General features: G+C 60.1%; 25 protein-coding genes. 18 read left to right on the forward strand and 7 right to left on the reverse strand.

The window, feature by feature from the left end; translation table 11 throughout:
- Positions 1-166: 166 nt before the first annotated feature.
- The 4 genes from PKE98_RS23570 to PKE98_RS23585 form a co-directional block, all read right to left on the reverse strand.
- A complete protein-coding gene (locus tag PKE98_RS23570) occupies positions 167-814 on the reverse strand; it encodes a 7-cyano-7-deazaguanine/7-aminomethyl-7-deazaguanine transporter (protein WP_271197866.1) in 648 nt (215 codons plus the stop codon).
- Positions 815-995: 181 nt separating this feature from the next.
- Entirely contained in the window at positions 996-1,310 is a 315-nt protein-coding gene (locus PKE98_RS23575) for a hypothetical protein (protein ID WP_271197867.1), read from the reverse strand.
- On the reverse strand, positions 1,307-1,849 hold the full coding sequence (locus tag PKE98_RS23580) for a PA2404 family protein (protein ID WP_271197868.1): 543 nt from the start codon (positions 1,847-1,849) through the stop codon (positions 1,307-1,309). Before PKE98_RS23580 ends, PKE98_RS23575 begins: the two co-directional genes overlap by 4 nt.
- On the reverse strand, positions 1,846-3,033 hold the full coding sequence (locus tag PKE98_RS23585) for a PepSY-associated TM helix domain-containing protein (RefSeq protein WP_271197869.1): 1,188 nt from the start codon (positions 3,031-3,033) through the stop codon (positions 1,846-1,848). Before PKE98_RS23585 ends, PKE98_RS23580 begins: the two co-directional genes overlap by 4 nt.
- Before the next feature lie 408 nt (positions 3,034-3,441).
- Here PKE98_RS23585 and PKE98_RS23590 point away from each other — a divergent pair, with 408 nt between their 5' ends.
- Positions 3,442-3,777, forward strand: coding sequence for a hypothetical protein (locus PKE98_RS23590; RefSeq protein WP_271197870.1), 336 nt, complete (start codon positions 3,442-3,444; stop codon positions 3,775-3,777).
- Between the two features lie 153 nt (positions 3,778-3,930).
- On the opposite strand, the gene rne is transcribed toward PKE98_RS23590, so the two are convergent.
- Positions 3,931-7,113, reverse strand: a complete 3,183-nt coding sequence (gene rne / locus PKE98_RS23595; RefSeq protein ID WP_271197871.1) for a ribonuclease E — start codon at positions 7,111-7,113, stop codon at positions 3,931-3,933.
- A 569-nt stretch (positions 7,114-7,682) separates the two neighbouring features.
- Here rne and rluC point away from each other — a divergent pair.
- The 3 genes from rluC to sppA are packed head-to-tail and all read left to right on the forward strand — an operon-like array spanning position 7,683 to position 10,276.
- The gene (gene rluC / locus PKE98_RS23600; protein ID WP_271197872.1) at positions 7,683-8,639 is read left to right on the forward strand and encodes a 23S rRNA pseudouridine(955/2504/2580) synthase RluC; all 957 of its coding nucleotides are present in this window, start codon (positions 7,683-7,685) and stop codon (positions 8,637-8,639) included.
- Complete coding sequence (locus PKE98_RS23605) at positions 8,629-9,336, forward strand: HAD-IA family hydrolase (protein WP_271197873.1); 708 nt, start codon at positions 8,629-8,631, stop codon at positions 9,334-9,336. Before rluC ends, PKE98_RS23605 begins: the two co-directional genes overlap by 11 nt.
- Positions 9,317-10,276, forward strand: a complete 960-nt coding sequence (sppA, locus tag PKE98_RS23610; RefSeq protein WP_271197874.1) for a signal peptide peptidase SppA — start codon at positions 9,317-9,319, stop codon at positions 10,274-10,276. Before PKE98_RS23605 ends, sppA begins: the two co-directional genes overlap by 20 nt.
- Before the next feature lie 66 nt (positions 10,277-10,342).
- Here the strand turns inward: sppA and PKE98_RS23615 are convergent, their stop codons facing one another.
- Positions 10,343-10,921 (reverse strand): Maf family protein, encoded by a 579-nt coding sequence (locus PKE98_RS23615; protein ID WP_271197875.1) that lies wholly within the window; start codon positions 10,919-10,921, stop codon positions 10,343-10,345.
- Between the two features lie 106 nt (positions 10,922-11,027).
- Here PKE98_RS23615 and PKE98_RS23620 point away from each other — a divergent pair, with 106 nt between their 5' ends.
- From PKE98_RS23620 to PKE98_RS23680, 13 genes are all read left to right on the forward strand, one after another.
- Positions 11,028-11,555: a YceD family protein gene (locus PKE98_RS23620; protein ID WP_271197876.1), complete on the forward strand. Its 528-nt coding sequence runs from the start codon at positions 11,028-11,030 to the stop codon at positions 11,553-11,555.
- Between the two features lie 13 nt (positions 11,556-11,568).
- Entirely contained in the window at positions 11,569-11,751 is a 183-nt protein-coding gene (gene rpmF, locus PKE98_RS23625; protein WP_271197877.1) for a 50S ribosomal protein L32, read from the forward strand.
- A gap of 3 nt (positions 11,752-11,754) precedes the next feature.
- Positions 11,755-12,765 (forward strand): phosphate acyltransferase PlsX, encoded by a 1,011-nt coding sequence (gene plsX, locus PKE98_RS23630; RefSeq protein ID WP_271197878.1) that lies wholly within the window; start codon positions 11,755-11,757, stop codon positions 12,763-12,765.
- A 116-nt stretch (positions 12,766-12,881) separates the two neighbouring features.
- Positions 12,882-13,820 (forward strand): ACP S-malonyltransferase, encoded by a 939-nt coding sequence (gene fabD, locus PKE98_RS23635; RefSeq protein ID WP_271197879.1) that lies wholly within the window; start codon positions 12,882-12,884, stop codon positions 13,818-13,820.
- Between the two features lie 15 nt (positions 13,821-13,835).
- Entirely contained in the window at positions 13,836-14,579 is a 744-nt protein-coding gene (fabG, locus tag PKE98_RS23640; protein ID WP_271197880.1) for a 3-oxoacyl-ACP reductase FabG, read from the forward strand.
- Positions 14,580-14,772: 193 nt separating this feature from the next.
- Positions 14,773-15,006, forward strand: coding sequence for an acyl carrier protein (acpP, locus tag PKE98_RS23645; protein ID WP_058066290.1), 234 nt, complete (start codon positions 14,773-14,775; stop codon positions 15,004-15,006).
- 112 nt (positions 15,007-15,118) lie between these two features.
- On the forward strand, positions 15,119-16,363 hold the full coding sequence (fabF, locus tag PKE98_RS23650) for a beta-ketoacyl-ACP synthase II (RefSeq protein ID WP_271197881.1): 1,245 nt from the start codon (positions 15,119-15,121) through the stop codon (positions 16,361-16,363).
- Positions 16,363-17,178 carry an aminodeoxychorismate lyase gene (gene pabC / locus PKE98_RS23655; protein ID WP_271197882.1) on the forward strand — a complete coding sequence of 272 codons (816 nt, stop codon included), beginning with the start codon at positions 16,363-16,365 and terminating at the stop codon, positions 17,176-17,178. The genes fabF and pabC overlap by 1 nt, the downstream gene beginning before the upstream one ends.
- 3 nt (positions 17,179-17,181) lie before the next feature.
- On the forward strand, positions 17,182-18,231 hold the full coding sequence (mltG, locus tag PKE98_RS23660) for an endolytic transglycosylase MltG (RefSeq protein ID WP_271197883.1): 1,050 nt from the start codon (positions 17,182-17,184) through the stop codon (positions 18,229-18,231).
- 17 nt (positions 18,232-18,248) lie between these two features.
- Positions 18,249-18,881, forward strand: coding sequence for a dTMP kinase (gene tmk, locus PKE98_RS23665; protein WP_271197884.1), 633 nt, complete (start codon positions 18,249-18,251; stop codon positions 18,879-18,881).
- Positions 18,874-19,860, forward strand: a complete 987-nt coding sequence (locus PKE98_RS23670) for a DNA polymerase III subunit delta' (protein ID WP_271197885.1) — start codon at positions 18,874-18,876, stop codon at positions 19,858-19,860. Before tmk ends, PKE98_RS23670 begins: the two co-directional genes overlap by 8 nt.
- 35 nt (positions 19,861-19,895) lie before the next feature.
- Positions 19,896-20,252: a PilZ domain-containing protein gene (locus PKE98_RS23675; RefSeq protein ID WP_108097397.1), complete on the forward strand. Its 357-nt coding sequence runs from the start codon at positions 19,896-19,898 to the stop codon at positions 20,250-20,252.
- Positions 20,253-20,263: 11 nt separating this feature from the next.
- Positions 20,264-21,049 carry a TatD family hydrolase gene (locus PKE98_RS23680; RefSeq protein WP_271197886.1) on the forward strand — a complete coding sequence of 262 codons (786 nt, stop codon included), beginning with the start codon at positions 20,264-20,266 and terminating at the stop codon, positions 21,047-21,049.
- Between the two features lie 548 nt (positions 21,050-21,597).
- On the opposite strand, the gene PKE98_RS23685 is transcribed toward PKE98_RS23680, so the two are convergent.
- Positions 21,598-22,731, reverse strand: coding sequence for an aminotransferase class V-fold PLP-dependent enzyme (locus PKE98_RS23685; RefSeq protein ID WP_271197887.1), 1,134 nt, complete (start codon positions 22,729-22,731; stop codon positions 21,598-21,600).
- A gap of 78 nt (positions 22,732-22,809) precedes the next feature.
- On the opposite strand from PKE98_RS23685, the gene PKE98_RS23690 reads away from it, so the two are divergent.
- Positions 22,810-23,448, forward strand: a complete 639-nt coding sequence (locus PKE98_RS23690) for a TetR/AcrR family transcriptional regulator (RefSeq protein ID WP_271197888.1) — start codon at positions 22,810-22,812, stop codon at positions 23,446-23,448.
- The last annotated feature ends 41 nt before the right edge of the window (positions 23,449-23,489 follow it).

Below are 23,489 nucleotides of genomic sequence, written 5' to 3' on the forward strand. Positions count from 1 at the left end.
TATGGCCTAAGGGTGTGCCCGGCTTTCAAACCCTCCCCCGATGATCAGTCGGAGACTATCTCCTCTTTCGAGGAGGAGTCGAGATACAAGGGTGTGCGTTGCGCACCATTGCGATCCCCGGAGAAATCGCCCGGTGGGCGGAGCACACCCTACGTCGAGGTAGGGCTTAAGCGGTCGGTTTGCCGGCGAGAACGCGCAGAATCGCGTTCAGCAACACGCCATACAACGGCACAAACAGCAGCAGGCTGATGGTGAGTTTTACCCCGTAGTCGACCGTGGCGATTTCTACCCAGTGCTCGGCCATAAACGGGTTGCTGCTGTGCCAGAAGGCCACGGCAAAGAACACGAAGGTGTCCAGAAGGTTGCCGAAAATGGTCGATACCGTTGGCGCAATCCACCATTGGCGCAAACGCCGCAGACGGTCGAACACCTGGATATCGAGAATCTGCCCGAAGGCGTAGGCCAGGAAGCTGGCCAGGGAAATGCGCAGCACAAACTCATTGAAGTGCAGCAACGCATCGACGCCGCGAAAGCTGGCTTCCTGGAACAGCACCGAGACGATGTACGACACCAGCAGCGCCGGCACCATCACCTGGGCGATGACCAGGCGTGCCGGGCCCTTGCCGAGCAGGCGTACGGTGAGGTCGGTGGCCAGGAAAATAAACGGGAAGCTGAACGCGCCCCAGGTGGTATGCCAGCCGAACAGGGTGATGGGCAACTGCACCAGGTAGTTGCTGGCAATGATGATCAGGATATGGAACAGCACAAGGAACGTCAGCGCCACGCGGCGACGTTCGGGAGTAATCAGGGACATGGCAGGGCCTTTTTGATCGATGGGGTTAGGGAACCCATGGAAACGGCGCGCATTCTACCTGTTGCGGGCAAACAAAGTCACAGTGCTCTGCCCCCCTCTCCCGCGTGCGGGAGAGGGGCCGGGGGTGAGGGCAAACAGGCAGCCGGTATCCCCGCCGGTGATATCGCCGTCTGGATTAAGGCTAGCGAATATCCTTGTGATCAATCTCCACCGTATGCCCCGGCCCCAGTTCCAGCAGCACGTAAAACCCGCCGTCGGGGCGGGCGAAGGTAAAGCTGGAGTCGTCCCCCAACTTGCCGGCCAGCAGCGTGTTGTCGTCATAGCCGACGACGTCCAGAGTGGCGCCGGGCAGGGCGGTGCCATCGGACATTCCGCCATTGCAACGGATTTGTTCGCCACCGATGGCCTGGCACTGGCAATACAAACCGTGGGCCGTTACCTGAGTGCTGGCGGCCAGGGCCAAGGTGGCGAGCACGAGGGAGAAAACACGGTTCATGGGCGAGCTCCGGGTTGGCGTTCAAGCCAGCTGATCAGCGAGGGCGAGGCGTTGGCCAGGGGGATGGCGGTGTGGTGCACGCTGCCGTCCCAGCCTTCGACGGTCAGCCACAGGTCGCTGGCGGCCGTGGTGTTCTGGGGTACGACTACTTCGGCCATCAGCCGGTACGGGCTGCCGGACAGCAAGGCGCCGGCGGTGCGCAGGTTGCGGGGTTTGCCAATGCGCAGGTAAGCGGCCTTCACCTTGGGCAGGCAGGCTTCGCATAGGGCTACGGCGAACTCCTTCATATTGCCGGCTTTGCCTTCAGCCTCGGGGTCGCCCACATGCCATTCGGCCACTCGAGCGCTCCAGGGGCCGACTGTGAACTCACCAATCTCGCGCTCACCCAAACCGAGGGTGCCGCGGAACATCGCCGCGTTCTCGAAGTACGCCGGCATAAAGCCCAGGGGAATCGCCAGCATGGCGATATTCAGGTGGAAGCGGTACCTGTGCCACAAGCGCTGGGCGGTGGTCTGCGGTGCTGCGATGGCCTTGCTCATGGCTGACCCTCCGAAACAATTGTCGCGGCGTGCTGCGGTTTCACCCGCTGCGCGCGCCTGGTCAGGTTGGCGGTGGCCTGCACCGTGCGTTTACTCCAGATCAGCAGGCCGCTGAGCACCATCATGCTCAGCACCAGGCCGAAGAAGGCCCAGATCAGCTTGATCCACAGGCCACCGAAATCGCCGGTGTGCAGCGGGCGCATCGACTCGGTGACGAACTCCAGCGTGCTGCGATTACTCAGCAGATTGGCGCCGGCTACCGCGCCGGTGTAGGGGTTGATTTCGGCGGTCTGGAACATCAGCGGGTACCAGCCACGGCCGCCGATGCCGTAGTGGCTGAAAGCGTCTTCGGGCAGGGTAATAAAGCTCACCTCCAGGCCGGGAATCTTCTCGGCGGCAATGGCGGTGATCTGGTCCAGGCCCAGGCGCGGCGGCGCCAGACCGTCGGCGGTTATCGGCACCTCGTGGCGTGCAACGAAGGAGGGCGGGCCTTCGGTGGAAATCGAGATATGGAAGTCCGACAGCAGCGCCTCGATCAGAAACCAGGTGCCGGTGATGGAGATCACCGCGATAAACCAGATCGACCAGATGCCGCTCAGGCGATGGAAGTCGCCCCAGAAAACCCGCGCGCCCTGGGTAACGCGCAGGCGCGGGGTAAAAAAGCCTTTCCAGAAGCGCTTGTAGACCACCAGGCCCGTGATCAACGACACCAATAGCGGCAGGCCCAGCAACGACACCAAATACCAGCCCCAGCTGTAGCCATTGGTAAACGGCACCAGCCACCAGCCATGCAAGGCGCGGGTAAAGGCGCTGAAGTCGAAGGTGGGGCTTACGCCCTGAATCGCGCCGCTGTAGGGGTTGATGTACAGCCGATAGCTGCCGCCGCCCGGCTCGCTGACGCTGGCCGTGAGGGCGAAGTGCGATTCTTCCGGGCTTGATAGCCATTCCACCGCCAACTCTGGGCGTTCTTTGTGGATGGCGGCCAGCACCTGGCCATAGCTCAGCGGTTGGGCATCGTCATCGGGTTGGCTGGCACGAATTTCCGGGTTGGCCAGCCAGACAATCTCCTGACTGACTACCGCCAGGGTGCCAGTGACACACACGATCAGCAGGAAAAACCAGATGGGCAAGGCCAGCCAGCTGTGCACAAGGAACCAGGTTTTGGCGCGGTTTTTCTTAGACATGGGTTTGGACATAAACAAGAGGGCTTAAATAGCGAAATAAACCAGCGCAAAGGCAGGCGCGCAGGACAAGGCGAGGCGAAACTTTTCCAGGTTTCAACGTCTCTACCTACAAGACGGATAGCTGCGGCAAAACCCGCACCGGCAGATGCAAGGAAATGTTTCCAGCAAGCGGCTGCGACGGCCAGGGCAAAAAAATCACCGCTCGTGCAAATTCTTTTGCGGTTTTTTGTCTGCTCATCCGTCTTGTTAGTAAGGCGCCAAATTTTCAACGAGCGCCGTGGTCAAGGAGTTGCACATGAACACACTGATTCAACCGGGCCAGGGCAGGGCAGCTCCGGGTCTGGCAAGCGTGCAAGGCGGCTGCGCCGAGGTGGCGTCGGCAACTGTCTCAAACGCGGAGGTGCGGATATGAACCAACCACAGATGCTGCGCTTGAGTGGCTTGCCTGCTCAGCATGGCAACCAGCGTTTCAAACGAATTCTCGGTGCGGTCGGCCTCAAGTGCAGCCAGCCGCGGTTAAAAATTCTCGACGTGTTGTGCGAATGCAGCGAAACCGGCGAAGCCCTGACCCTGCAGCAAATGCATGCGCGGTTAACCGATGCCGACGTGCCTATTTCCCAGCTGTGCCTGAGCCAGGCGTTGCGCCGGATGTGGCAGGGTGGGTTGGTGTGGCGCAATGAAGCGCATGCGTATGCGCTGGTGCCGGGTGTGTTGGATATGGCGGAGCAGCGCCGGGCGGGCTAGCGCTTGTAGGGTGTGCTGTGCGCACCATTGCGGTGTATGCAAGATCGCTTGGTGCGCATAGCACACCCTACAAAAGCGCAACAAAAGGCGAGTCGTTGTTTGAGCCATAAAAAAAAGGGATGCCATTGGCATCCCTTTTTCACATCCGAAGATTTAAACGAGCGGCTTGCTCTCGTTTTTGTCTTCTTCTTTTTCAGCTTCGGTTTTCTCGGCGGCTTCTTCCGGCGCAGCCACTTCTGCGGCGCTGGTTTCTTCTACCTTGATTTCTTCGACGCTAACTTCTTCAGCGATCACAGCCGGCTCAGCCACTTGCACTGGAGCGGGTTCAGCCGCGTCTTCCTGCTTGGCCTTTTCGGCTTCAACGGTGTGCTCTACATCGGCAACCGCGTGGGCGGTAACGCCAACTGGTTCAGCAGCAACCACCGCTTCAACCACGGCAGCTGAGGCTTCTTCAGCTTCCTTGGCCAGGCGCTCGGCTTCACGCTGACGGCGACGCACTTCACGTGGGTCGTTCGGCGCGCGGCCATTGCTCGCTACAACCGGAGCAGGCTCGGCCACCACTTCAGCAACCACGGCGACTTCAGCAACTTCCACAACCGGAGTTGGCTCAGCAACAACCGGTGCAGCTTCAACCACGGCTTCTGGAGCCGGCGAGGCTTCAACAGCCGGAGCAGCTTCAACCACAGCCGGTGCTTCTTCGAAAGCAGGCGCAGCCTCTACAACAGCCGGTGCTTCGACGGCAGGGCTGGTTTCGGCAACGGGTTCAGCAACAACAGCTTCAATCGCAGGGGCAGCTGGTTCGTTGTACTCACCTACCGGCGCGGCCACGGGCTCGCTGGCAGGCTGGCTTTCAACGGTCTCGCTGGCCTGGGTTTGGGCAACGATTTCGCTCACGACTGCGGCGGTGGTTGCCGCAACAGCAATGGTAGCTTCGGCGTTGGCTGCTGGAGTTTCGGCGTTGCCGGTGGACTCTTCGCTGCTGCCTTCTTCGCTGCCTTCGATAATGTTGCCGTTGGCATCGCGTTGACGCTCACGACGGTTGCTGCGACGACGCTGACCACGGGAACGGCGACGTGGACGATCACCGCCCTCGGCGTTCTCTTGCTCTTCGTCGTGCTGCTCTTCGGCGTTCAGCAGTTCTTCTTCATTGCCATTGGCATCGGCAACTGGGCGCAGTTGACGCTCTTCACGCGGGGCGCGTGGTTGACGCTCTTCGCGCGGCTTGCGCTCGGCACGCTCTTCGCTCGGGGCTTCCTGGCCCTGGGCGCCCAGCGGCTCACGCAGTTCGCGTTGCGGGCGGTCTTCACGTGGGGCGCGATCTTCACGCGGTGCACGTGGCTCGCGTGGTTTGCGTTCTTCACGCGGAGCACGTGGCGCACGTTCTTCGCGCGGGGCACGTTCTTCACGTGGCGCTGCATCTTCACGCGGCTCGCGGGCTTCACGAGGGGCGCGCTCTTCACGCGGCTCGCGCGGTGCACGTTCTTCACGTGGGCCACGGTCTTCGCGCGGTTTGCGCTCTTCGCTGTCGCGACGACCACCACGGTTGCGATTCTGCTGACGACCGTTACGACGCTCGTCGCTGCGCTGTGGGCGCTCGCTGGTGGTTTTCTTCTCGACCACGACTGGCTTTTCTTCTTCCTTGCCGGCGAACAGGCTGACCAGCGACTTCACCAGGCCTTTGAACAGGCTTGGTTCGGCTGCCGGGGCAGGTTGTTCGGCAGCAGCGGCCGGAGTCGGCGCAGCGCGTTGCGGGGTGGCCTTGATGGCGGCTTCCTGGCGAACCAGGGTGCGGGTAGCGGTGGTTTGTGCCACTTCCTCCACTTCGGCGGCAGCCATTTCGTAGCTCGACTGCGAGGTCTGGGCTTCCGGGCTGTCGTCACGGATACGCTGCACTTCGAAGTGCGGGGTTTCCAGGTGGTCGTTCGGCAGAATCACGATACGGGCACGAGTACGCAGTTCGATCTTGGTGATCGAGTTACGTTTTTCGTTGAGCAGGAACGCAGCAACCGGAATCGGCACCTGGGCGCGTACTTCGGCGGTGCGGTCTTTCAGGGCTTCTTCTTCAATCAGACGCAGAATGGCCAGCGACAGCGATTCCACATCACGGATGATGCCTTGACCGTTGCAGCGTGGGCAGACAATGCCGCTGCCTTCAGCCAGGGAAGGGCGCAGACGCTGACGGGACATTTCCAGCAAGCCGAAACGCGAGATGCGGCCTACTTGAACGCGGGCACGGTCGGCTTCCAGGCTTTCGCGGACTTTTTCTTCCACGGCGCGCTGGTTCTTGGCCGGGGTCATGTCGATGAAGTCGATCACGATCAGGCCGCCGATATCACGCAGGCGCAGTTGGCGGGCAATTTCTTCGGCCGCTTCGAGGTTGGTTTGCAGCGCGGTTTCTTCGATATCGCTGCCTTTGGTGGCGCGCGCCGAGTTGATGTCGATGGACACCAGGGCTTCGGTCGGGTCGATAACGATGGAGCCACCGGACGGCAGCTTCACTTCACGCTGAAACGCGGTTTCGATCTGGCTTTCGATCTGGAAACGGTTGAACAGCGGCACGCTGTCTTCGTACAGCTTGATCTTGCTGGCGTACTGCGGCATCACCTGGCGGATAAAGCTCAGGGCTTCTTCCTGGGCTTCAACGCTGTCGACCAGTACTTCGCCGATGTCCTGGCGCAGGTAGTCGCGGATGGCGCGGATGATGACGTTGCTTTCCTGGTAGATCAGGAAAGGGGCCGCGCGGTCCAGGGACGCTTCTTTGATGGCGCTCCACAGTTGCAGCAGGTAATCGAGGTCCCACTGCATTTCTTCGCTGCTACGGCCAAGGCCGGCAGTGCGCACGATCAGGCCCATGTCGCTAGGAGCAACCAGACCGTTCAGTGCTTCACGCAGTTCGTTACGCTCTTCGCCTTCGATGCGGCGTGAGATGCCACCGGCGCGAGGGTTGTTGGGCATCAGTACCAGGTAGCGACCAGCCAGGCTGATGAAAGTGGTGAGGGCGGCGCCCTTGTTACCACGTTCTTCTTTTTCGACCTGAACGATAACTTCCTGGCCTTCGCTCAACACTTCTTTGATGTTGACGCGGCCTTCAGGGGCTTTCTTGAAGTATTCGCGGGAAATTTCTTTGAGGGGCAAGAAGCCGTGGCGTTCGGAGCCGAAATCAACAAAAGCGGCTTCAAGGCTAGGTTCGATGCGGGTGATTTTGCCTTTGTAGATGTTGGCTTTTTTCTGCTCACGGGCACCCGATTCAATATCGAGGTCGTAGAGTTTCTGGCCATCTACCAGCGCGACACGCAACTCTTCAGGTTGAGTTGCGTTAATCAGCATTCTTTTCATGTAGTACCGTCGGTTTCCGGGCTGCCGGAAACGGCGTTCGGCACACACGACTCTCAGGGTCGGTGTCAGGGCTCGTCAGAAACGGTTGTAAGTCGTTCCATGTCTAACAACGCCAGCCAACGGGGCTGGGGTGGCGACGGACGTCTCCTGCTTGCTGTAGTGAAACAAGCACTTGGTCAGGAGGAGGAATCAACCAGCGGTAGCGGACGAGATAACACGTCTTCTAAAGCTACGCCTGCCGCGGTTGTGCATCTCCACCCTACACGTATCGCTGAAAATCGGGTGCCGCTCGCAGAATCTGCAGCGGGTTGGCATTTACCGCTAACTCCCCCGAGGGTAGCCAGCGCGTCATGGCTCAAGGCGTTATTTCCGGGATGTTCGTGGCCCTTTTCAGCCATCTATCGTTGAACAATCCCGTCGGACGGCCTTACGTCCTGAATCACGTTGCACACGGAAGGGGCTTGCAAATTGGCAAACGTCCACAACCGGGCCACTTTTGGCGGCGTTCGGGACTATAGCAGCAATGATTAAGTGCTTCAAATCAATAAAAAATTGTTATCATCGCGGCCATGACAGAACCCACCCCTCCGACCTCCGGCGTCCAGTTGCTCGAGGTTGAACCGGAACTTGCCGGCCAACGAATCGATAATTTTCTCCGCACTCGTCTCAAAGGTGTGCCCAAGACCTTGATTTACCGAATTTTGCGTAAAGGCGAAGTTCGCGTGAACAAGGGGCGGATCAAACCCGAGTACAAGTTGCAGGCCGGCGACATCGTGCGCGTGCCGCCGCTGCGCCTGTCCGAGCCGGACGAAGAAGTGCCGCTGGCCCAGGGCCTGCTCGAACGCCTCGAAGCCTCGATCGTTTTCGAAGACAAAGCCCTTATCGTCATCAACAAGCCGGCGGGTATCGCCGTGCATGGCGGCAGCGGCCTGAATTACGGCGTGATTGAAGCGTTTCGCCAGCTGCGTCCGGATTGCAAGGACCTTGAGCTTGTGCACCGTTTGGATCGCGATACCTCCGGCCTGCTGATGATCGCCAAAAAACGCAGCATGCTTCGCCATCTGCACGAAGCACTCCGCAAAGACGGCGTGGACAAGCGCTATATGGCGTTGGTACGCGGCCATTGGGCGACGGCCAAGAAGCAAGTGAACGCGCCGTTGCTCAAAAGCAACCTGCGCTCGGGCGAGCGCATGGTGGAGATCAATGAAGAGGGCAAAGAAGCGCTGACCTTGTTCCGCGTGCTGCGCCGCTTTGGCGAGTTCGCCACGTTAGTTGAAGCCAAGCCAGTAACCGGTCGTACGCACCAGATTCGCGTGCACGCCAAACATGCCGGGCATTGCATCGCTGGTGACCCCAAGTATGGCGACGATGATTTCACCGCTGAAATCCGTGGGCTGGGCGGCAAGCGTCTGTTCCTGCACGCCTATGAGTTGCATGTGCCACTGCCCGAAGGCGGTGTGTTGAAGGTTGAAGCGCCGGTGGATGATATGTGGCGCAAGACGGTGGAGCGTTTGAGTGCGGGCTGATTACGATCTGTTGATTTTTGACTGGGACGGCACGCTGGTTAATTCCATTGGTCGCATCGTCGCCGCGCTGCACATGGCAGCGCGCGAGTGCGATCTGCCGCCGCGCAGTGATACCGAACTCAAAGCCATTATTGGTCTGGGGTTGCCGGAAGTGGTGGTCGCTCTATATCCCGACCTTGATGACGTCGAGCTGGCGCACCGCTATTGCCGTGCGTACAGCGAGCAATATCTGTTGCTGGAGGGCACGCCTTCCCAGCTATTCCCTGGCGTCGCTGAGTCGATGGCGGCCTTTCGTGCCGCGGGCTACCAGTTGGCGGTGGCGACCGGCAAGGGTCGTCACGGGCTGAACCGGGTGTTGGCGGACCAGGGCTGGAGTGAGTTCTTCGATATCACCCGCTGTGCCGATGAAACGGCGAGCAAGCCTGAGCCGTTGATGCTTGAGCAGATCATCGAGTTCTGTGGCGTATCGGCTGACCGCGCCCTGATGGTCGGCGACTCCGTCTTCGATTTGCAGATGGCGCGCAACGCCGGCATGGACTCCGTGGCGGTGGGGTATGGCGCGCAATCGCTGGAGACGTTGAAAACCTGTGGTCCGCGCTTGATGGTCGAACATTTTTCCGAGTTGCGCGCCTGGCTCGAAGCGCGCGCGGCTCAACCAATGCTAGGGATAAGTGAACATGTCGAACGAGTCGAATGACGACAAAAGCTGGAAGTTGCTGGAAAAGACCCTGCTCGCCAGTGTGCAGGAGCAGCGCCGGTCACGTCGCTGGGGCATTTTTTTCAAGGTTCTGACCTTTATCTACCTATTTGGCGCGATTGCGGTGTTTTCGCCGGCGCTGAATTTCTCCAAGAATGCATCGCGCGGCGCCGCCCATACGGCGGTGATCGAAATCAACGGCATGATCGCCGACAAGGAAGCGGCCAGCGCGGACAACGTCGTCGGCAGCCTGCGTGCGGCCTTTGAGGACAAGAGCACCAAAGGTGTGGTGCTGCGCATCAACAGCCCGGGCGGCAGCCCGGTGCAGTCGGGCTATATCTACGATGAGATTCGTCGGTTGCGTGCTGAGCATGCGGACATCAAGGTGTATGCCGTGATTTCCGATCTGGGTGCTTCGGGTGCCTATTACATCGCCAGCGCGGCGGACGCGATCTACGCCGACAAGGCCAGTCTGGTGGGTTCCATTGGTGTGACGGCGGCGACCTTCGGTTTTGTCGGCACCATGGAAAAGCTGGGTGTGGATCGCCGGGTGTACACCTCGGGTGAGCACAAGGCGTTTCTCGATCCGTTCCAGCCGCAGAAGGCGGATGAAACCGAATTCTGGCAAAGCGTGCTCAACACCACGCACAAGCAGTTTATTGCCGCCGTCAAGCAAGGTCGGGGTGATCGCCTGAAGGATGCTGAGCATCCCGAGCTGTTTTCCGGCCTGATCTGGACCGGCGAGCAGGCTCTGGAACTGGGGCTGGTTGATGGTCTGGGCAGCACCAGTTCGGTGGCGCGTGATGTGATCGGCGAGAAAGAGCTGGTGGATTACACCGTGCAGGAATCGCCATTTGATCGTTTCGCCAAAAAGATCGGCGCCAGCGTGGCCGAGCATGCAGCGATGTGGATGGGCTTTTCGGGGCCGACCCTGCGCTGATCGAGGTGGTGTCAAAAGGCCCGGCTAATGCCGGGCTTTTTGTTGGCGCTATATAAAGGCGGGGTTTTACGGAATCTCCACGCCTTCGCGCAGCAACATATCCACCAGGCGAATCAGCGGCAAGCCGACCAGGCTGGTGGCATCGCTGCCCTCGGTGGCGCGAAACAGGCTGACGCCCAGGCCTTCGGCCTTGAAGCTGCCGGCGCAGTCATAAGGTTTCTCGGCGTGTAGATAGCGCGCGATGCGCTCACTGCTCAGCTCACGAAAGTGCACGGTGAACGGCACACAGTCGACTTGGCAGTGGCCGCTCGTCGTGTTGAGTAGGGTCAAACCGGTCAGAAATGTCACGCTGGTGCTGCTGGCATTGCTTAGCTGGCGATGGGCGCGCTCAAAATCATGGGGTTTGCCGAGAATCTGCTCGCCCAGCACGGCGACCTGGTCGGAGCCGATGATCAGATGCTGCGGATAGGCGGCGCAGAGGGCGCGGGCTTTTTGTTCGGCCAGGCGGCGTACCAGCGCTTGGGCTGATTCGCCCGGCAGGCGGCTTTCGTCGATATCCGGGCTCGCGCATGTGAAGGGTAGGCGCAAGCGGCTCAACAATTCGCGGCGATAGGCGGAGCTCGAGGCCAGGAGTAGAGGCAACATATTGATTCCTTTATAGTCGCTGGCGATTCTAACCAGCGTGCTGCTTGGCGCCCAGGCAGAATTTCCCTTTGACAGAGGCAGGGTGCATCCCTAGAATGCTGCGCCTATGTTGAATGGCCCGATTCCTCCTCACGTTGATCCGCGCAAACTGGCTGATCGTGGTGCCACCCTTGAAGGTGAGCTGCCCCTAGCCGATTTGCAGCGTCTCTGCGACCCGCTTGCCGACAATGTCGGTGTCGTCCGTGCGAAGTTTGTTTTCGAACGCGATGAGCGCAGATCGCCAGTGATGCACAGCACGATCGACGTTGAGGTCAAGATGGTTTGTCAGCGTTGTCTGGAGCTGGTCGCCCTGCCTATCCACAGCGAGTGTAGTTACGCTGTGGTGAAAGAAGGTGCGAATACCCAGTCTGTGCCGCAAGGCTACGACGTGCTGGAATTGGGTGAGGATCCATTGGATCTGCCGGCGTTGATCGAGGAGGAGCTGTTGCTCGCCTTGCCCATCGTCCCTCTGCATGATCCAGAAGATTGCCAGCAACCGGCGGGCCTTGAAGAGCCTGAACCGAGCGAGGACGAGGTATCGCGGTCCAACCCGTTCAGTGTATTGGCACAGTTAAAGCGTGACCCAAACGTTTAGGAGTTAATTAATTATGGCTGTTCAGCAGAACAAAAAATCCCGCTCCGCTCGCGACATGCGCCGTTCCCACGACGCTCTCGAGTCTGCAACTCTGTCGGTTGAGAAGAGCACCGGTGAAGTTCACCTGCGTCACCACGTATCGCCAGAAGGCGTATACCGTGGCCGTAAAGTGATCGACAAGGGCGCTGACGAGTAACTCTTGTCCGCTCCGATCATCGCGATTGACGCAATGGGTGGGGACTTCGGTCCCCACAGCATTGTTCCAGCCTGCATTGCTTGCCTGGCTGAATTCCCTTCGTTGCACCTGGTCCTTGTCGGCCAAATCTCCTTACTGAACGAACTGATTGCCCGCCACTCCGGTGTCGATCGCGCGCGTCTGCATCTTGAGCAGGCCAGCGAAGTGATCGCCATGGATGATCGTCCCGCGCAGGCCCTGCGCAGCAAACCCGATTCCTCGATGCGCGTAGCGCTGGAACTGGTACGCGACGGTCGCGCTCAAGCCTGCGTCAGCTCGGGCAATACCGGCGCCCTGATGGCGCTGTCCCGCTATTTGCTGAAGACCCTGCCTGGCATCGATCGCCCCGCGATGATGACGGCTATTCCCACCGAGCGTGGCCATTGCCAATTGCTGGATCTGGGCGCCAACGTCGATTGCAGCGCCGAGCATCTCTACCAGTTCGCCGTGATGGGCTCAGTTGCGGCTGAAGCGCTGGGTGTAGCGCGGCCGCGCATCGCGCTGTTGAATGTCGGCACTGAGGATGTAAAAGGCAATCAGCAAGTCAAATTGGCGGCCAGCTTGCTGCAGCCGGTCAGTGAGTTGAATTACATCGGGTTTATCGAAGGTGATGGCCTGTATCGTGGCGAAGCGGACGTGGTGGTGTGCGACGGGTTTGTGGGAAATATTCTGCTCAAGTCCAGCGAGGGCCTAGCGTCGATGATTTCGGCGCGCATGGAGGCGCTGTTCAAGCAGAACCTCGGCTCGCGGTTGATTGGCTCCCTTGCATTGGCGGTACTGAAGCGTTTGCAGGGTGAATTGGCGCCAGCACGGCATAACGGTGCCAGTTTTCTTGGCTTGCAAGCCATTGTGGTTAAGAGTCATGGCGCGGCGAGGCCGGAAGGTTTTCAGAGCGCTATTCGCCGGGCGGTCATGGAAGTACGCGAAGATCTACCGCAACGCTTGCACGGCCGTCTCGAACATCTGTTGCTGTAATGCGTGTGCCGCCGATGTGACTGCATTCGGTGGCCTGTCATCCAACTGTCAGTTTGTTGCGCTCGACTGACTCGAGCGTGATCCTCCCGACGATAAGACCATTAGGGACCGTTCACATGTCTGCATCCCTCGCATTCGTCTTCCCAGGCCAAGGCTCACAGTCTCTGGGAATGCTTGCCGAGCACGGCGCACAGCACAAGCTGGTGCTTGATACCTTCGCCGAAGCGTCTGACGCTTTGGGTTACGACCTATGGGCGCTGACCCAGGCAGGTCCCGAAGAAACCCTGAATCAAACCGATAAAACCCAGCCAGCCATTCTCGCTGCCTCCATCGCGTTGTGGCGGCTGTGGCTGGCCGAGTCTGGCGCCCGCCCGGCATTCGTTGCTGGTCATAGTCTGGGCGAGTACTCGGCGCTGGTCGCCGCTGGCAGCCTGGGTTTTGCTGACGCGGTAAAACTGGTGGAGCGCCGCGGCCAACTGATGCAAAAAGCCGTGCCGGCCGGGCAGGGTGGTATGGCCGCGATTCTCGGCTTGGAAGATGCTGATGTGCTGGCCGCTTGTGCTGAGGCGGCGCAGGGCGATGTCGTCAGTGCGGTGAACTTCAACGCGCCGGGCCAGGTGGTAATCGCCGGCTCAGCCGCTGCCGTTGAGCGTGCTATCGAAGCCTGCAAAGCTCGCGGCGCCAAACGCGCCATGCCGTTGCCGGTGAGCGTGCCGTCGCATTGCGCGTTGATGCGCCCTGCGGCTGAGCAATTTGCTGAATCGGTAACTGCCATTGACTGGCAAGCGCCGCAAATTGCCCTGGTGCAGAACGTCAGCGCTGCGGTGGTCGAGGACCTCGAGGTGCTCAAGCGCGACCTGCTTGCCCAGCTCTACAACCCGGTTCGTTGGGTTGAGTCCATTGTGCGGTTGTCGGAATCGGGAGTAACCAGTCTGGTGGAGTGTGGCCCTGGCAAGGTGCTATCCGGTCTGAACAAGCGCTGCGTCAAAGGCATCAACACTTACAATCTCGACACCCCAGACGCCTATGCCGCCACCCGCGCGGCCCTGGCCTGATTAGGAGAAGCTTCCATGAGTCTGCAAGGAAAGGTTGCGCTGGTTACCGGCGCCAGTCGTGGTATTGGCCAGGCCATTGCCCTCGAATTGGGCCGCCAGGGCGCCACTGTCGTGGGTACCGCTACGTCCGCCTCGGGTGCGGAAAACATCACCCAGTACTTCAAGGCTACCAACATCGAAGGCGCAGGTTTTGTGCTGGACGTAGGCAGTGATGAGTCGGTAACCAGCGTGCTGGAAGCCATTTCGCAGCAGTTTGGTGCGCCACTGGTCGTAGTAAACAACGCTGGCATCACCCGCGATAACCTGATGCTGCGCATGAAAGATGAAGAGTGGCACGACGTCATCAACACCAACCTCAGCAGCCTGTACCGGGTCACCAAGGCTGTTTTGCGCGGCATGACCAAAGCCCGCTGGGGCAGAATTATCAATATCGGTTCGGTTGTGGGCGCCATGGGCAACGCCGGGCAGGTAAACTACGCGGCAGCCAAGGCCGGGCTGGAAGGTTTCAGCCGTGCCCTGGCGCGTGAAGTAGGTTCGCGGGCGATTACCGTTAACTCGGTGGCGCCAGGTTTTATCGATACCGATATGACCCGCGAGCTGCCCGAAGCGCAGCGTGAAGCGCTTCAGGCACAGATTCCGCTGGGTCGTCTGGGCCAGGCAGAAGAGATCGCCAATGTGGTTTCTTTCCTGGCTTCCGATGGCGCAGCTTACGTGACCGGGGCTACTATTCCCGTGAATGGCGGAATGTATATGAGTTGAATGTGACGTGGCCCTGCGGAAAACTGTCATACGAGCTGTCTAAAATCCGTTATAAAGCTGCAATTGGTTTATAGACATATCGTTGGAGTGATCCAGAGGGGCTACGGCATTCAGCTTGAAATGCGCAAAACCCTTTCTATACACTGACACAGACCAGCTGCCTGGATTTGTTCATTAGGAGTGAAAACAAGGTATGAGCACCATCGAAGAACGCGTCAAGAAAATCGTTGCCGAGCAACTGGGCGTCAAAGAAGAAGAAGTGACCAACAGCGCTTCCTTCGTTGAAGACCTGGGTGCCGACTCCCTTGACACCGTTGAACTGGTGATGGCTCTGGAAGAGGAATTCGAAACCGAAATCCCGGACGAGCAAGCCGAAAAAATCACCACCGTTCAGGAAGCTATCGATTACGTTACCGCTCACGCGTAATAACCCGTAATCGTCGACTCCCGACATGGAAAAACCGCACTGCCCACAAGGCGTGCGGTTTTTCTTTAAGCGCCTGTCGAGCGCTGTATAAAACGCATAAGAGGAGATTGCTGTGTCGCGTAGACGCGTCGTGGTCACCGGTATGGGCATGTTGTCGCCCCTGGGTACCGATGTTCCAAGCAGCTGGCAGGGTATTTTGGCCGGCCAAAGTGGTATTGGCCTAATCGAGCACACTGACCTTTCGGCCTTCACCACCCGCATCGGTGGTTCGGTGAAAGGCTTCAACGTCGAGGAGTATCTCTCGGCCAAAGACGCTCGCAAAATCGACCTGTTCATTCAGTACGGCCTTGCCGCCAGCTTTCAGGCTGTGCGTGACGCCGGGCTGGAAGTCACCGACGCCAACCGTGAACGCATTGGCGTGGCCATGGGTTCGGGCATTGGCGGTCTGACCAATATCGAAAACAACTGCAAAGCCCTGATCGAACAAGGCCCGCGGCGCATTTCGCCGTTCTTTGTGCCTGGCTCGATCATCAATATGATTTCCGGTTTTCTGTCGATCCATCTTGGTCTGCAGGGCCCCAACTACGCCATTGCCACCGCGTGCACCACCGGTACGCACTGCATCGGCATGGCCGCGCGCAACATCGCTTACGGCGAAGCGGACGTGATGATTGCCGGCGGCGCCGAAATGGCCGCCTGTGGCCTGGGCATTGGTGGTTTCGCCGCTGCCCGCGCGATGTCTACCCGCAATGACGATCCGACCCGCGCCAGCCGTCCTTGGGACAAAGGCCGCGACGGTTTCGTGCTGGCCGACGGTTCTGGCGCCCTGGTGCTGGAAGAGCTGGAACACGCCAAGGCGCGCGGCGCGCGCATCTATGCCGAGCTGATCGGTTTTGGCATGAGCGGCGACGCCTACCACATGACCTCGCCACCCGAAGACGGTGCCGGCGCTGCACGTTGCATCAAAAATGCCCTGCGCGATGCCAATGTGAACCCGGACCAGGTGCAATATATCAACGCCCACGGCACCTCGACGCCAACCGGCGACCTGGCTGAAGCCCAGGCGGTGAAGACAGTGTTCGGCGACCACGCGTATAAGCTGGCCGTGAGCTCTACCAAGTCCATGACCGGTCACCTGCTCGGTGCTGCCGGTGCGGTCGAGGCGATTTTCAGCGTGCTGGCTATCCGCGATCAGGTAGCACCGCCGACCATCAACCTGGAAGAGCCTGACGAAGGCTGCGACCTCGACTTCGTGGCCAACGAAGCGCGTAGCATGCCGATTGATGTTGTCGTGTCCAACTCGTTCGGTTTTGGCGGTACCAACGGCTCCCTGGTGTTCCGCCGGTTCGCCGAGTAATGCTGAGCTGGGTGGATGGTCGCCCGGCGCAGGCCGCGTCCCTCACGGATCGCGGCCTGGCTTATGGCGATGGGCTGTTTGAAACCATCGGCATCAAAGGCGGCCAACCCCAGCTGTTCGACCGTCATCTGGCCCGTCTTGCCGAGGGCTGTCAGCGTCTATCCATTCCTGCCGATCTGGCGTTGATACGCGCCGAGCTGTTGGCGTTCGCCGCCGAAGTCGGGGAGGGCGTGGCCAAGTTGATGCTTACCCGGGGTGACGGCTTGCGTGGTTATGCAGCGCCGGCCTCGGCAACTGCGCGCCGAATTCTCCTGGCCTCGCCATTTCCCGCTTACGCTGCCGCTAATGCGGAGCAGGGCGTGCGCCTGTTTCCCTGCGCCACCCGCCTGGCCGAACAGCCGTTGCTGGCAGGGCTCAAACACCTCAATCGCCTGGAGCAGGTGCTGGCCCGCGGCGAGTGGCGAGACAGCGACCACGCTGAAGGCCTGATGCTGGACGTATCCGGCCGCGTGATCGAAGGCGTTTTCAGCAATCTGTTTATCGTCCGCGATGGTCAGTTGATCACGCCCGAACTCGATCGCTGCGGAGTTGCCGGCGTGATGCGCGCCGAGCTTCTGGCGCAGGCCAAAACCCTCGCTATCCCGCTGTCGATTCAGCCCCTCAGCCTGGAGCAACTGCTGGCCGCCGATGAAGTCTTCGTCTGCAACAGCCTCTACGGCGTGTGGCCGGTCACCGCGCTGCAAGGCCACCGCTGGCCCGTTGGGCCGCTCACCCGTAAACTGCAAAGCATTGCCCGCGACCTACTGGACTGCTAATTCGTGATTCGTAAATTACTGCTGCTATTGGAAGGCGGAGTGCTGCTGGCTGGCCTGCTGCTGGCGATCTTCGTATGGCAGCAAAACGGCGCGCTTAAACAGCCGCTGAATGTGCCCGCCGGTTATGTGATGGAAGTGCCGGCTGGTGCCACCCCGGGTGGTGTGCTCAATCGGCTGGAAAGCGAAGGGGTATTGCACGATGCGTTCTGGCTGCGCCTGTACTGGCGCTTCAACTTGTCCGGTCAGGCGCTGCACAGCGGCGAATACCAGCTCAACCCTGGCGCCACCGCGCAAGACATGCTGACCCTCTGGCAGCGCGGCGACGTGGTGCAATACAGCCTAACGCTGGTGGAAGGCTGGAGCTTCCGCCAAGTGCGCGCTGCGCTGGCCAAGCAGGTCAAACTCGAACAGACCATTACCGACCTTACAGATGCCCAGATCATGGAGCGCATTGGTCAGCCCGGCGTATTTCCCGAAGGCCGTTTCTTTCCCGACACCTACCGCTACGTGCGCGGCATGAGCGACGTCGACCTGCTCAAGCAAGCCTTTGCCCGTCTGGCCGCGGTGCTGGACGAAGAGTGGCAGAAGCGCGACGCCAACCTGCCGTACAAGGAAGCCTACGACGCGCTGATCATGGCCTCGATGATCGAAAAGGAAACCGGCGTACCCCAGGAGCGTGGACAGATTGCCGGGGTGTTTGTGCGCCGTCTGCAACAGGGCATGCAATTGCAGACCGATCCCACCGTTATCTACGGCCTCGGCGAGCGCTACACCGGCAAACTGACCCGCGCCCACCTGCGCGAAGCTACGCCCTATAACACCTATGTGATCGCCGGCATGCCGCCCACGCCGATTGCCATGGTTGGCCGCGAAGCCATTCATGCGGCTGTGCACCCGGTCGACGGCAAGAGCCTGTATTTTGTCGCCCGTGGTGACGGCAGCCATGTATTCTCCGACGACCTCGACGCCCACAACCAAGCTGTTCGCGAGTTTCAACTCAAGCGACGCGCCGATTACCGCTCCAGCCCGGCGCCTGTGCCGGCTGTGCAATAAGCATTAAGGGACCGCCTGTGACTGGCCTGTTTATTACCCTCGAAGGCCCGGAAGGCGCCGGCAAAAGCACCAACCGCGAATACCTGGCCGAGCACCTGCGTGCCCAGGGCCTGGACGTGGTGCTGAGCCGCGAACCGGGTGGCACGCCGCTGGCCGAGCGCATTCGCGAATTGCTATTGGCGCCGAGCGACGAGCCGATGGCCGCCGATACCGAACTGCTGCTGGTGTTCGCCGCCCGCGCCCAGCACTTGGCGCAGGTCATCCGCCCGGCGTTGGCACGGGGCGCCGTAGTGTTATGTGATCGATTTACCGATGCTACCTACGCCTACCAGGGCGGTGGTCGTGGTCTGTCGCAGGAGCGCATCGCCACGCTGGAAAGCTTTGTCCAAGGCGAATTGCGCCCTGATCTGACACTGATCTTCGACTTGCCCGTCGAGGTCGGCCTGGCCCGTGCCAGCGCCCGTGGCCGTCTGGACCGTTTTGAACAAGAGGGGCGGGCGTTCTTTGACGCCGTGCGTCAAGCCTATCTACAACGGGCCGAAGCCGATCCACAGCGTTACCGCGTGGTAGATGCCGCGCAGTCGCTTGCTGAAGTGCAGGTGCAACTGGACGCTCTGTTGCCGGAATTGCTGGAGCGCGCCCGTGGCTGAAGTCTTCCCCTGGCAGGCAGCGCTCTGGCAAACCCTGGCCGGCCGTGCGCAACATGCCCACGCCTATCTGCTGCATGGTCCGGCCGGTATCGGCAAGCGTGCCATGGCGGAAAACCTTATGGCGGCGCTGCTGTGCCGTTCGCCGCAGGACCTCAAAGCCTGTGGTCAGTGCAAATCCTGCTTGCTGTTGGCAGCCGGCACGCACCCGGACAATTTCGTTCTGGAGCCTGAAGAAGCCGATAAAGCCATCAAGGTCGACCAGGTTCGAGAGCTGGTGAGTTTTGTGGTGCAGACCGCGCAGATGGGCGGACGCAAAGTGGTGCTGGTCGAACCGGCCGAATCCATGAATCTCAACGCCGCCAACGCGCTGCTGAAAAGTCTGGAAGAGCCGTCCGGCGATACCGTGCTCCTACTGGTTTGTCACCAGCCCAGCCGCCTGCTGCCCACGGTGAAAAGCCGCTGCGTACAACAAGCTTGCCCATTGCCCAGCGAGGCGCAGAGTTTGGCCTGGCTGGCGACCGCGCTCCCGCAAAGCAGCGAAGAGGAGCGTGTCGAGTTGCTGACCCTGGCTGCCGGCTCGCCACTCAACGCCGTCAAGCTCAACGCCCAGGGCGTGCGCGAACAGCGGGCCCAGGTGGTCGATGGCGTAAAGAAATTGCTGAAACAGCAGGTTGCCGCCAGCCAATTGGCCGAAGGCTGGAACAGTATTCCGCTGCTGCAATTGTTCGATTGGTTCTGCGAATGGGCGCAACTGACGCTGCGTTACCAACTCACGAAGGACGAAGAGGGGCTGGGCCTGGCCGATATGCGCAAGGTCGTGCAGTACCTGGCCGACAAGTCGGGGCAGGGCAAAGTGTTGGCGATTCAGGAGTGGTTGCTGGCGCAACGGCAAAAAGTGTTGGGCAAAGCCAACTTGAATCGTGTTTTGCTACTCGAAGCACTCCTTGTGCAGTGGGCAAGTCTGCCCGGACAAGGCTAGAATCAGCCCTTGAATCAGTAAGCTAGGAATGCAGCATGAGCATGCCACCGAATCTTGGCCCGCGTAACGGAATCCTGTCCCTGACGATCAAGGACAAATCCGTGCTCTATGCCGCATACATGCCCTTTATCAAAAACGGCGGTTTGTTCATCCCCACCAACAAAAGCTACAAGTTGGGCGACGAGGTGTTCATGCTGCTGAACCTGATGGACGAACCGGAAAAAATCCCGGTCGCCGGCAAAGTCGTCTGGATCACTCCCAAAGGTGCGCAAGGCAACCGCGCAGCCGGTGTAGGTGTGCAGTTCAACGACGGCGACAACACCGCCCGCAACAAGATCGAAACCTACCTGGCCGGTGCACTGACCTCCGATCGCCCAACCCACACGATGTAAGCCCGCCGCACATGCTTGTCGACTCCCACTGTCACCTCGATCGCCTGGACCTCGCCGTTCACGGCGGCTCTCTGGATGCCGCACTGGACGCCGCGCGCGCCCGGGGTGTCGGCCATTTTCTGTGCATAGGCGTCAGCGCCGATAACGCCGCCGCCGTCAAAGGCCTGGCCGAGCGTTACGCCGACGTTGACTGCTCGGTAGGCGTGCACCCGCTTGACCTCGAACCCGGCGCCGCCCCCGCGCTGGACTGGCTGCTGGGCGAACTCAACCACCCACGTGTGGTGGCCATCGGCGAAACCGGCCTGGACTACCACTACGAACCCGAAGCCGCCGAGTTGCAGCGCGAAGCCTTCCGCCTGCACCTTGAGGCCGCCAAAATCACTGGCAAGCCCGTCATCGTCCACACCCGAGAAGCCCGCGCCGACACATTGGAACTGTTGCGCGACGCCGCACTGCCAACTGCCGGCGTGTTGCACTGCTTCACCGAAGACTGGCCGATGGCCAAGGCCGCGCTGGACCTGGGCTTCTACATTTCCCTATCCGGTATCGTCACCTTCCGCAACGCCGACGCACTGCGCGAAGTCGCCCGCCAGGTTCCGGCCGACCGGCTGTTAGTCGAAACCGACGCACCGTATCTCGCCCCGATTCCCTTCCGCGGCAAACCCAACCTGCCGCAATACGTCCGCGAAGTCGCCGAATTCCTCGCCCAGCACCGCGGCGTCGACTACGAAGCCTTTGCCGCACAGACCACCGAAAACTTCAAACGCCTGTTCCCGCTGGCGCATGTAGCCAGTTAACGGCCGTTACCCTTTAGTGCGACTCGGCGGATATCCGCTTTGCGGATATTCGCCCTACGCCTAACCAGCGTATCGGAAAAATCGGCCGGCGAGCCTCGGAGTGCCAAACGCTCGAGGCTAAAGCCTCTCCTGCAAAGACCGATCTCTGGCCAGCGAAGCGAAGCCGCTCTTGATCTTGATCTTCCCGGCGTACTTGAGAATTCGGATTTTTGAGCGTCGCGAGCGAAGGTCAGGCAAGGCGGAGGTAGGGCGAGAAAGCGGAGTTGGCTCTAGCCAATGAGCATTTCGATCCCTGCCGCCAACGCAGCATGGCCGAGCGCAGCAGCTCAAAAACCGAATTCAAAAAAAACCCGGAGTCTGGGGGTGACTCCGGGTTAAGACCATTAGGAGTAAATCAAGGTACGCAGTCCACGGTACCTTGGCTGGCGGGACACTTGGGGGAGATGCCCCCTCCAGTACTCTCAAGTATTGGTTAACTTCCCCAATCCGCCAGTGCAGCCGCCCCGTTGCTTAAACGGATTTGGAATACTGGCGCAGCTGTTGAGTTCTCAGCCAGCAACCGCCTGTGCAAGCAAGGCCAACGTCTCGTCGATCACCCGCTTCTCGGTATAAAAATGCGGCGACAGACGGATGCCTTTTCCGCGCGGAATGCACACCACGTTCGCCTCTTTCAGCCGCTGATACAGCGCCTGAGTATCCTGGCCCTCCACGCTAAACGTAATAATGCCCGCCCGTCGCAGCGGATTGAGCGGCGTATGCAGCACCACGCCTTCAATGGCGCCAAGCCCATCCTGCAGCCACTGGACGCGCTCCTCGATCAGCTCGGCCACTTGCGCCATGCCCACGTCTTCCAGCAACGACAGGCTGGCTTCCAGCGCCATGGCCCCAAGCATATTCGGGCTGCCGCATTCAAAGCGCCGCGCGCTGCGGGCCGGTTCCCAGTCGGTGCGGGTGTAATCACCCATGCGTTCCAGCATATGCCAGCCGTATTCATGCAATTTCAGCTGTTCACGCAGCTCGGCGCGGCAGTAGAAAACCCCTAGACCTTCCGGCCCTAGCAGCCATTTATGACCGTCCGCCATGGCGAAGTCGCATTGGTTGGCTTGCACATCGAACGGCTGCGCGCCCAGCTGCTGGATGGCATCCACGCAAAACAGCACATCGCGCTGACGGCAGCCGTGACCTAGCTTGTTCAGGTCCAGGCGCAGGCCACTGGCAAACTGTACGGCGCTGATGGCCATCAGGCGGGTATGCGGGCCACAGGCATTGAGCAGGTTCTGCTCCGGGTCCGGGCCGCTGAGGCTTACCTGCACCACTTCCACGCCAAGAGGTGCCAGGGCTTCCCAGACGATCCGGTTGGAGGGAAATTCTTCGTCGCTGATGATGATTTGCTGGCCTGGTTGCCAGTCCAGACCAAATGCCACGAACGACAATGCTTCAGAGGTATTTTTTACCAGCGCGATATCGTCGGTCGACGGGGCGTTGAGCAAGCGCATCAGGCGTTCGCGTAGGCGCTGCTCCAGATTCATCCAGTTCGCATAGTCTCGCGCGCCGAGTAAAACGTTCTCTTCGGCGAACTGCGCCACCGCCAGCGAGGCCCGTCGTGGCCAGGGTGCTACGGCGGCGTGATTGAGATAGCGCAGCTCGGGATCTTGCTTAAACTCGTCATGAAAGGCGTACATGGTCTGATGATCCGTGCAATTTGGCACTAAATAGGCATAATACGCGGCTTCGATTTTTGACCGCCGCAGTCTCTTCCTATGCAGAAAGAACCCCGAAAGATCCGTGAATTTCGCCGCCGCGAGCAAGAGATTCTCGATGTCGCGCTGAAACTCTTCCTTGAACAGGGTGAGGATAGCGTCACGGTCGAGATGATCGCCGACGCCGTGGGTATTGGCAAAGGCACTATCTACAAGCACTTCAAATCCAAGGCCGAGGTTTACCTGCGCCTGATGCTCGACTACGAGCGCGATTTGAATGAATTGCTGCATTCGGCAGACGTCGACCGCGACAAGGAAGCGCTGTCGCGCGCCTACTTTGAATTCCGCATGCGCGATCCGCAGCGCTACCGCTTGTTCGACCGCCTGGAAGAGAAGGTGGTCAAGGGCAATCAGGTGCCGGAAATGGTCGAGCAACTGCACAAGATCCGTGCCTCCAACTTCGAGCGCCTGACCTTGCTGATCAAAGGCCGCATCGCCGAAGGCAAGCTCGAAGACGTGCCGCCGTACTTCCACTACTGCGCCGCCTGGGCCTTGGTACACGGCGCTGTTGCGCTGTACCACTCGCCGTTCTGGAGCAACGTATTGGAAGACCAGGAAGGCTTCTTCCAATTCCTGATGGACATCGGCGTGCGCATGGGCAACAAGCGCAAACGCGACGGCGAGACCCCCGCCATTTGAGCCCATTCAGTCAGCCTATTTCGCCTACCAGCGTATGCGAA

This window comes from Pseudomonas turukhanskensis (assembly GCF_027922365.1).
GTDB lineage: Bacteria > Pseudomonadota > Gammaproteobacteria > Pseudomonadales > Pseudomonadaceae > Aquipseudomonas > Aquipseudomonas turukhanskensis.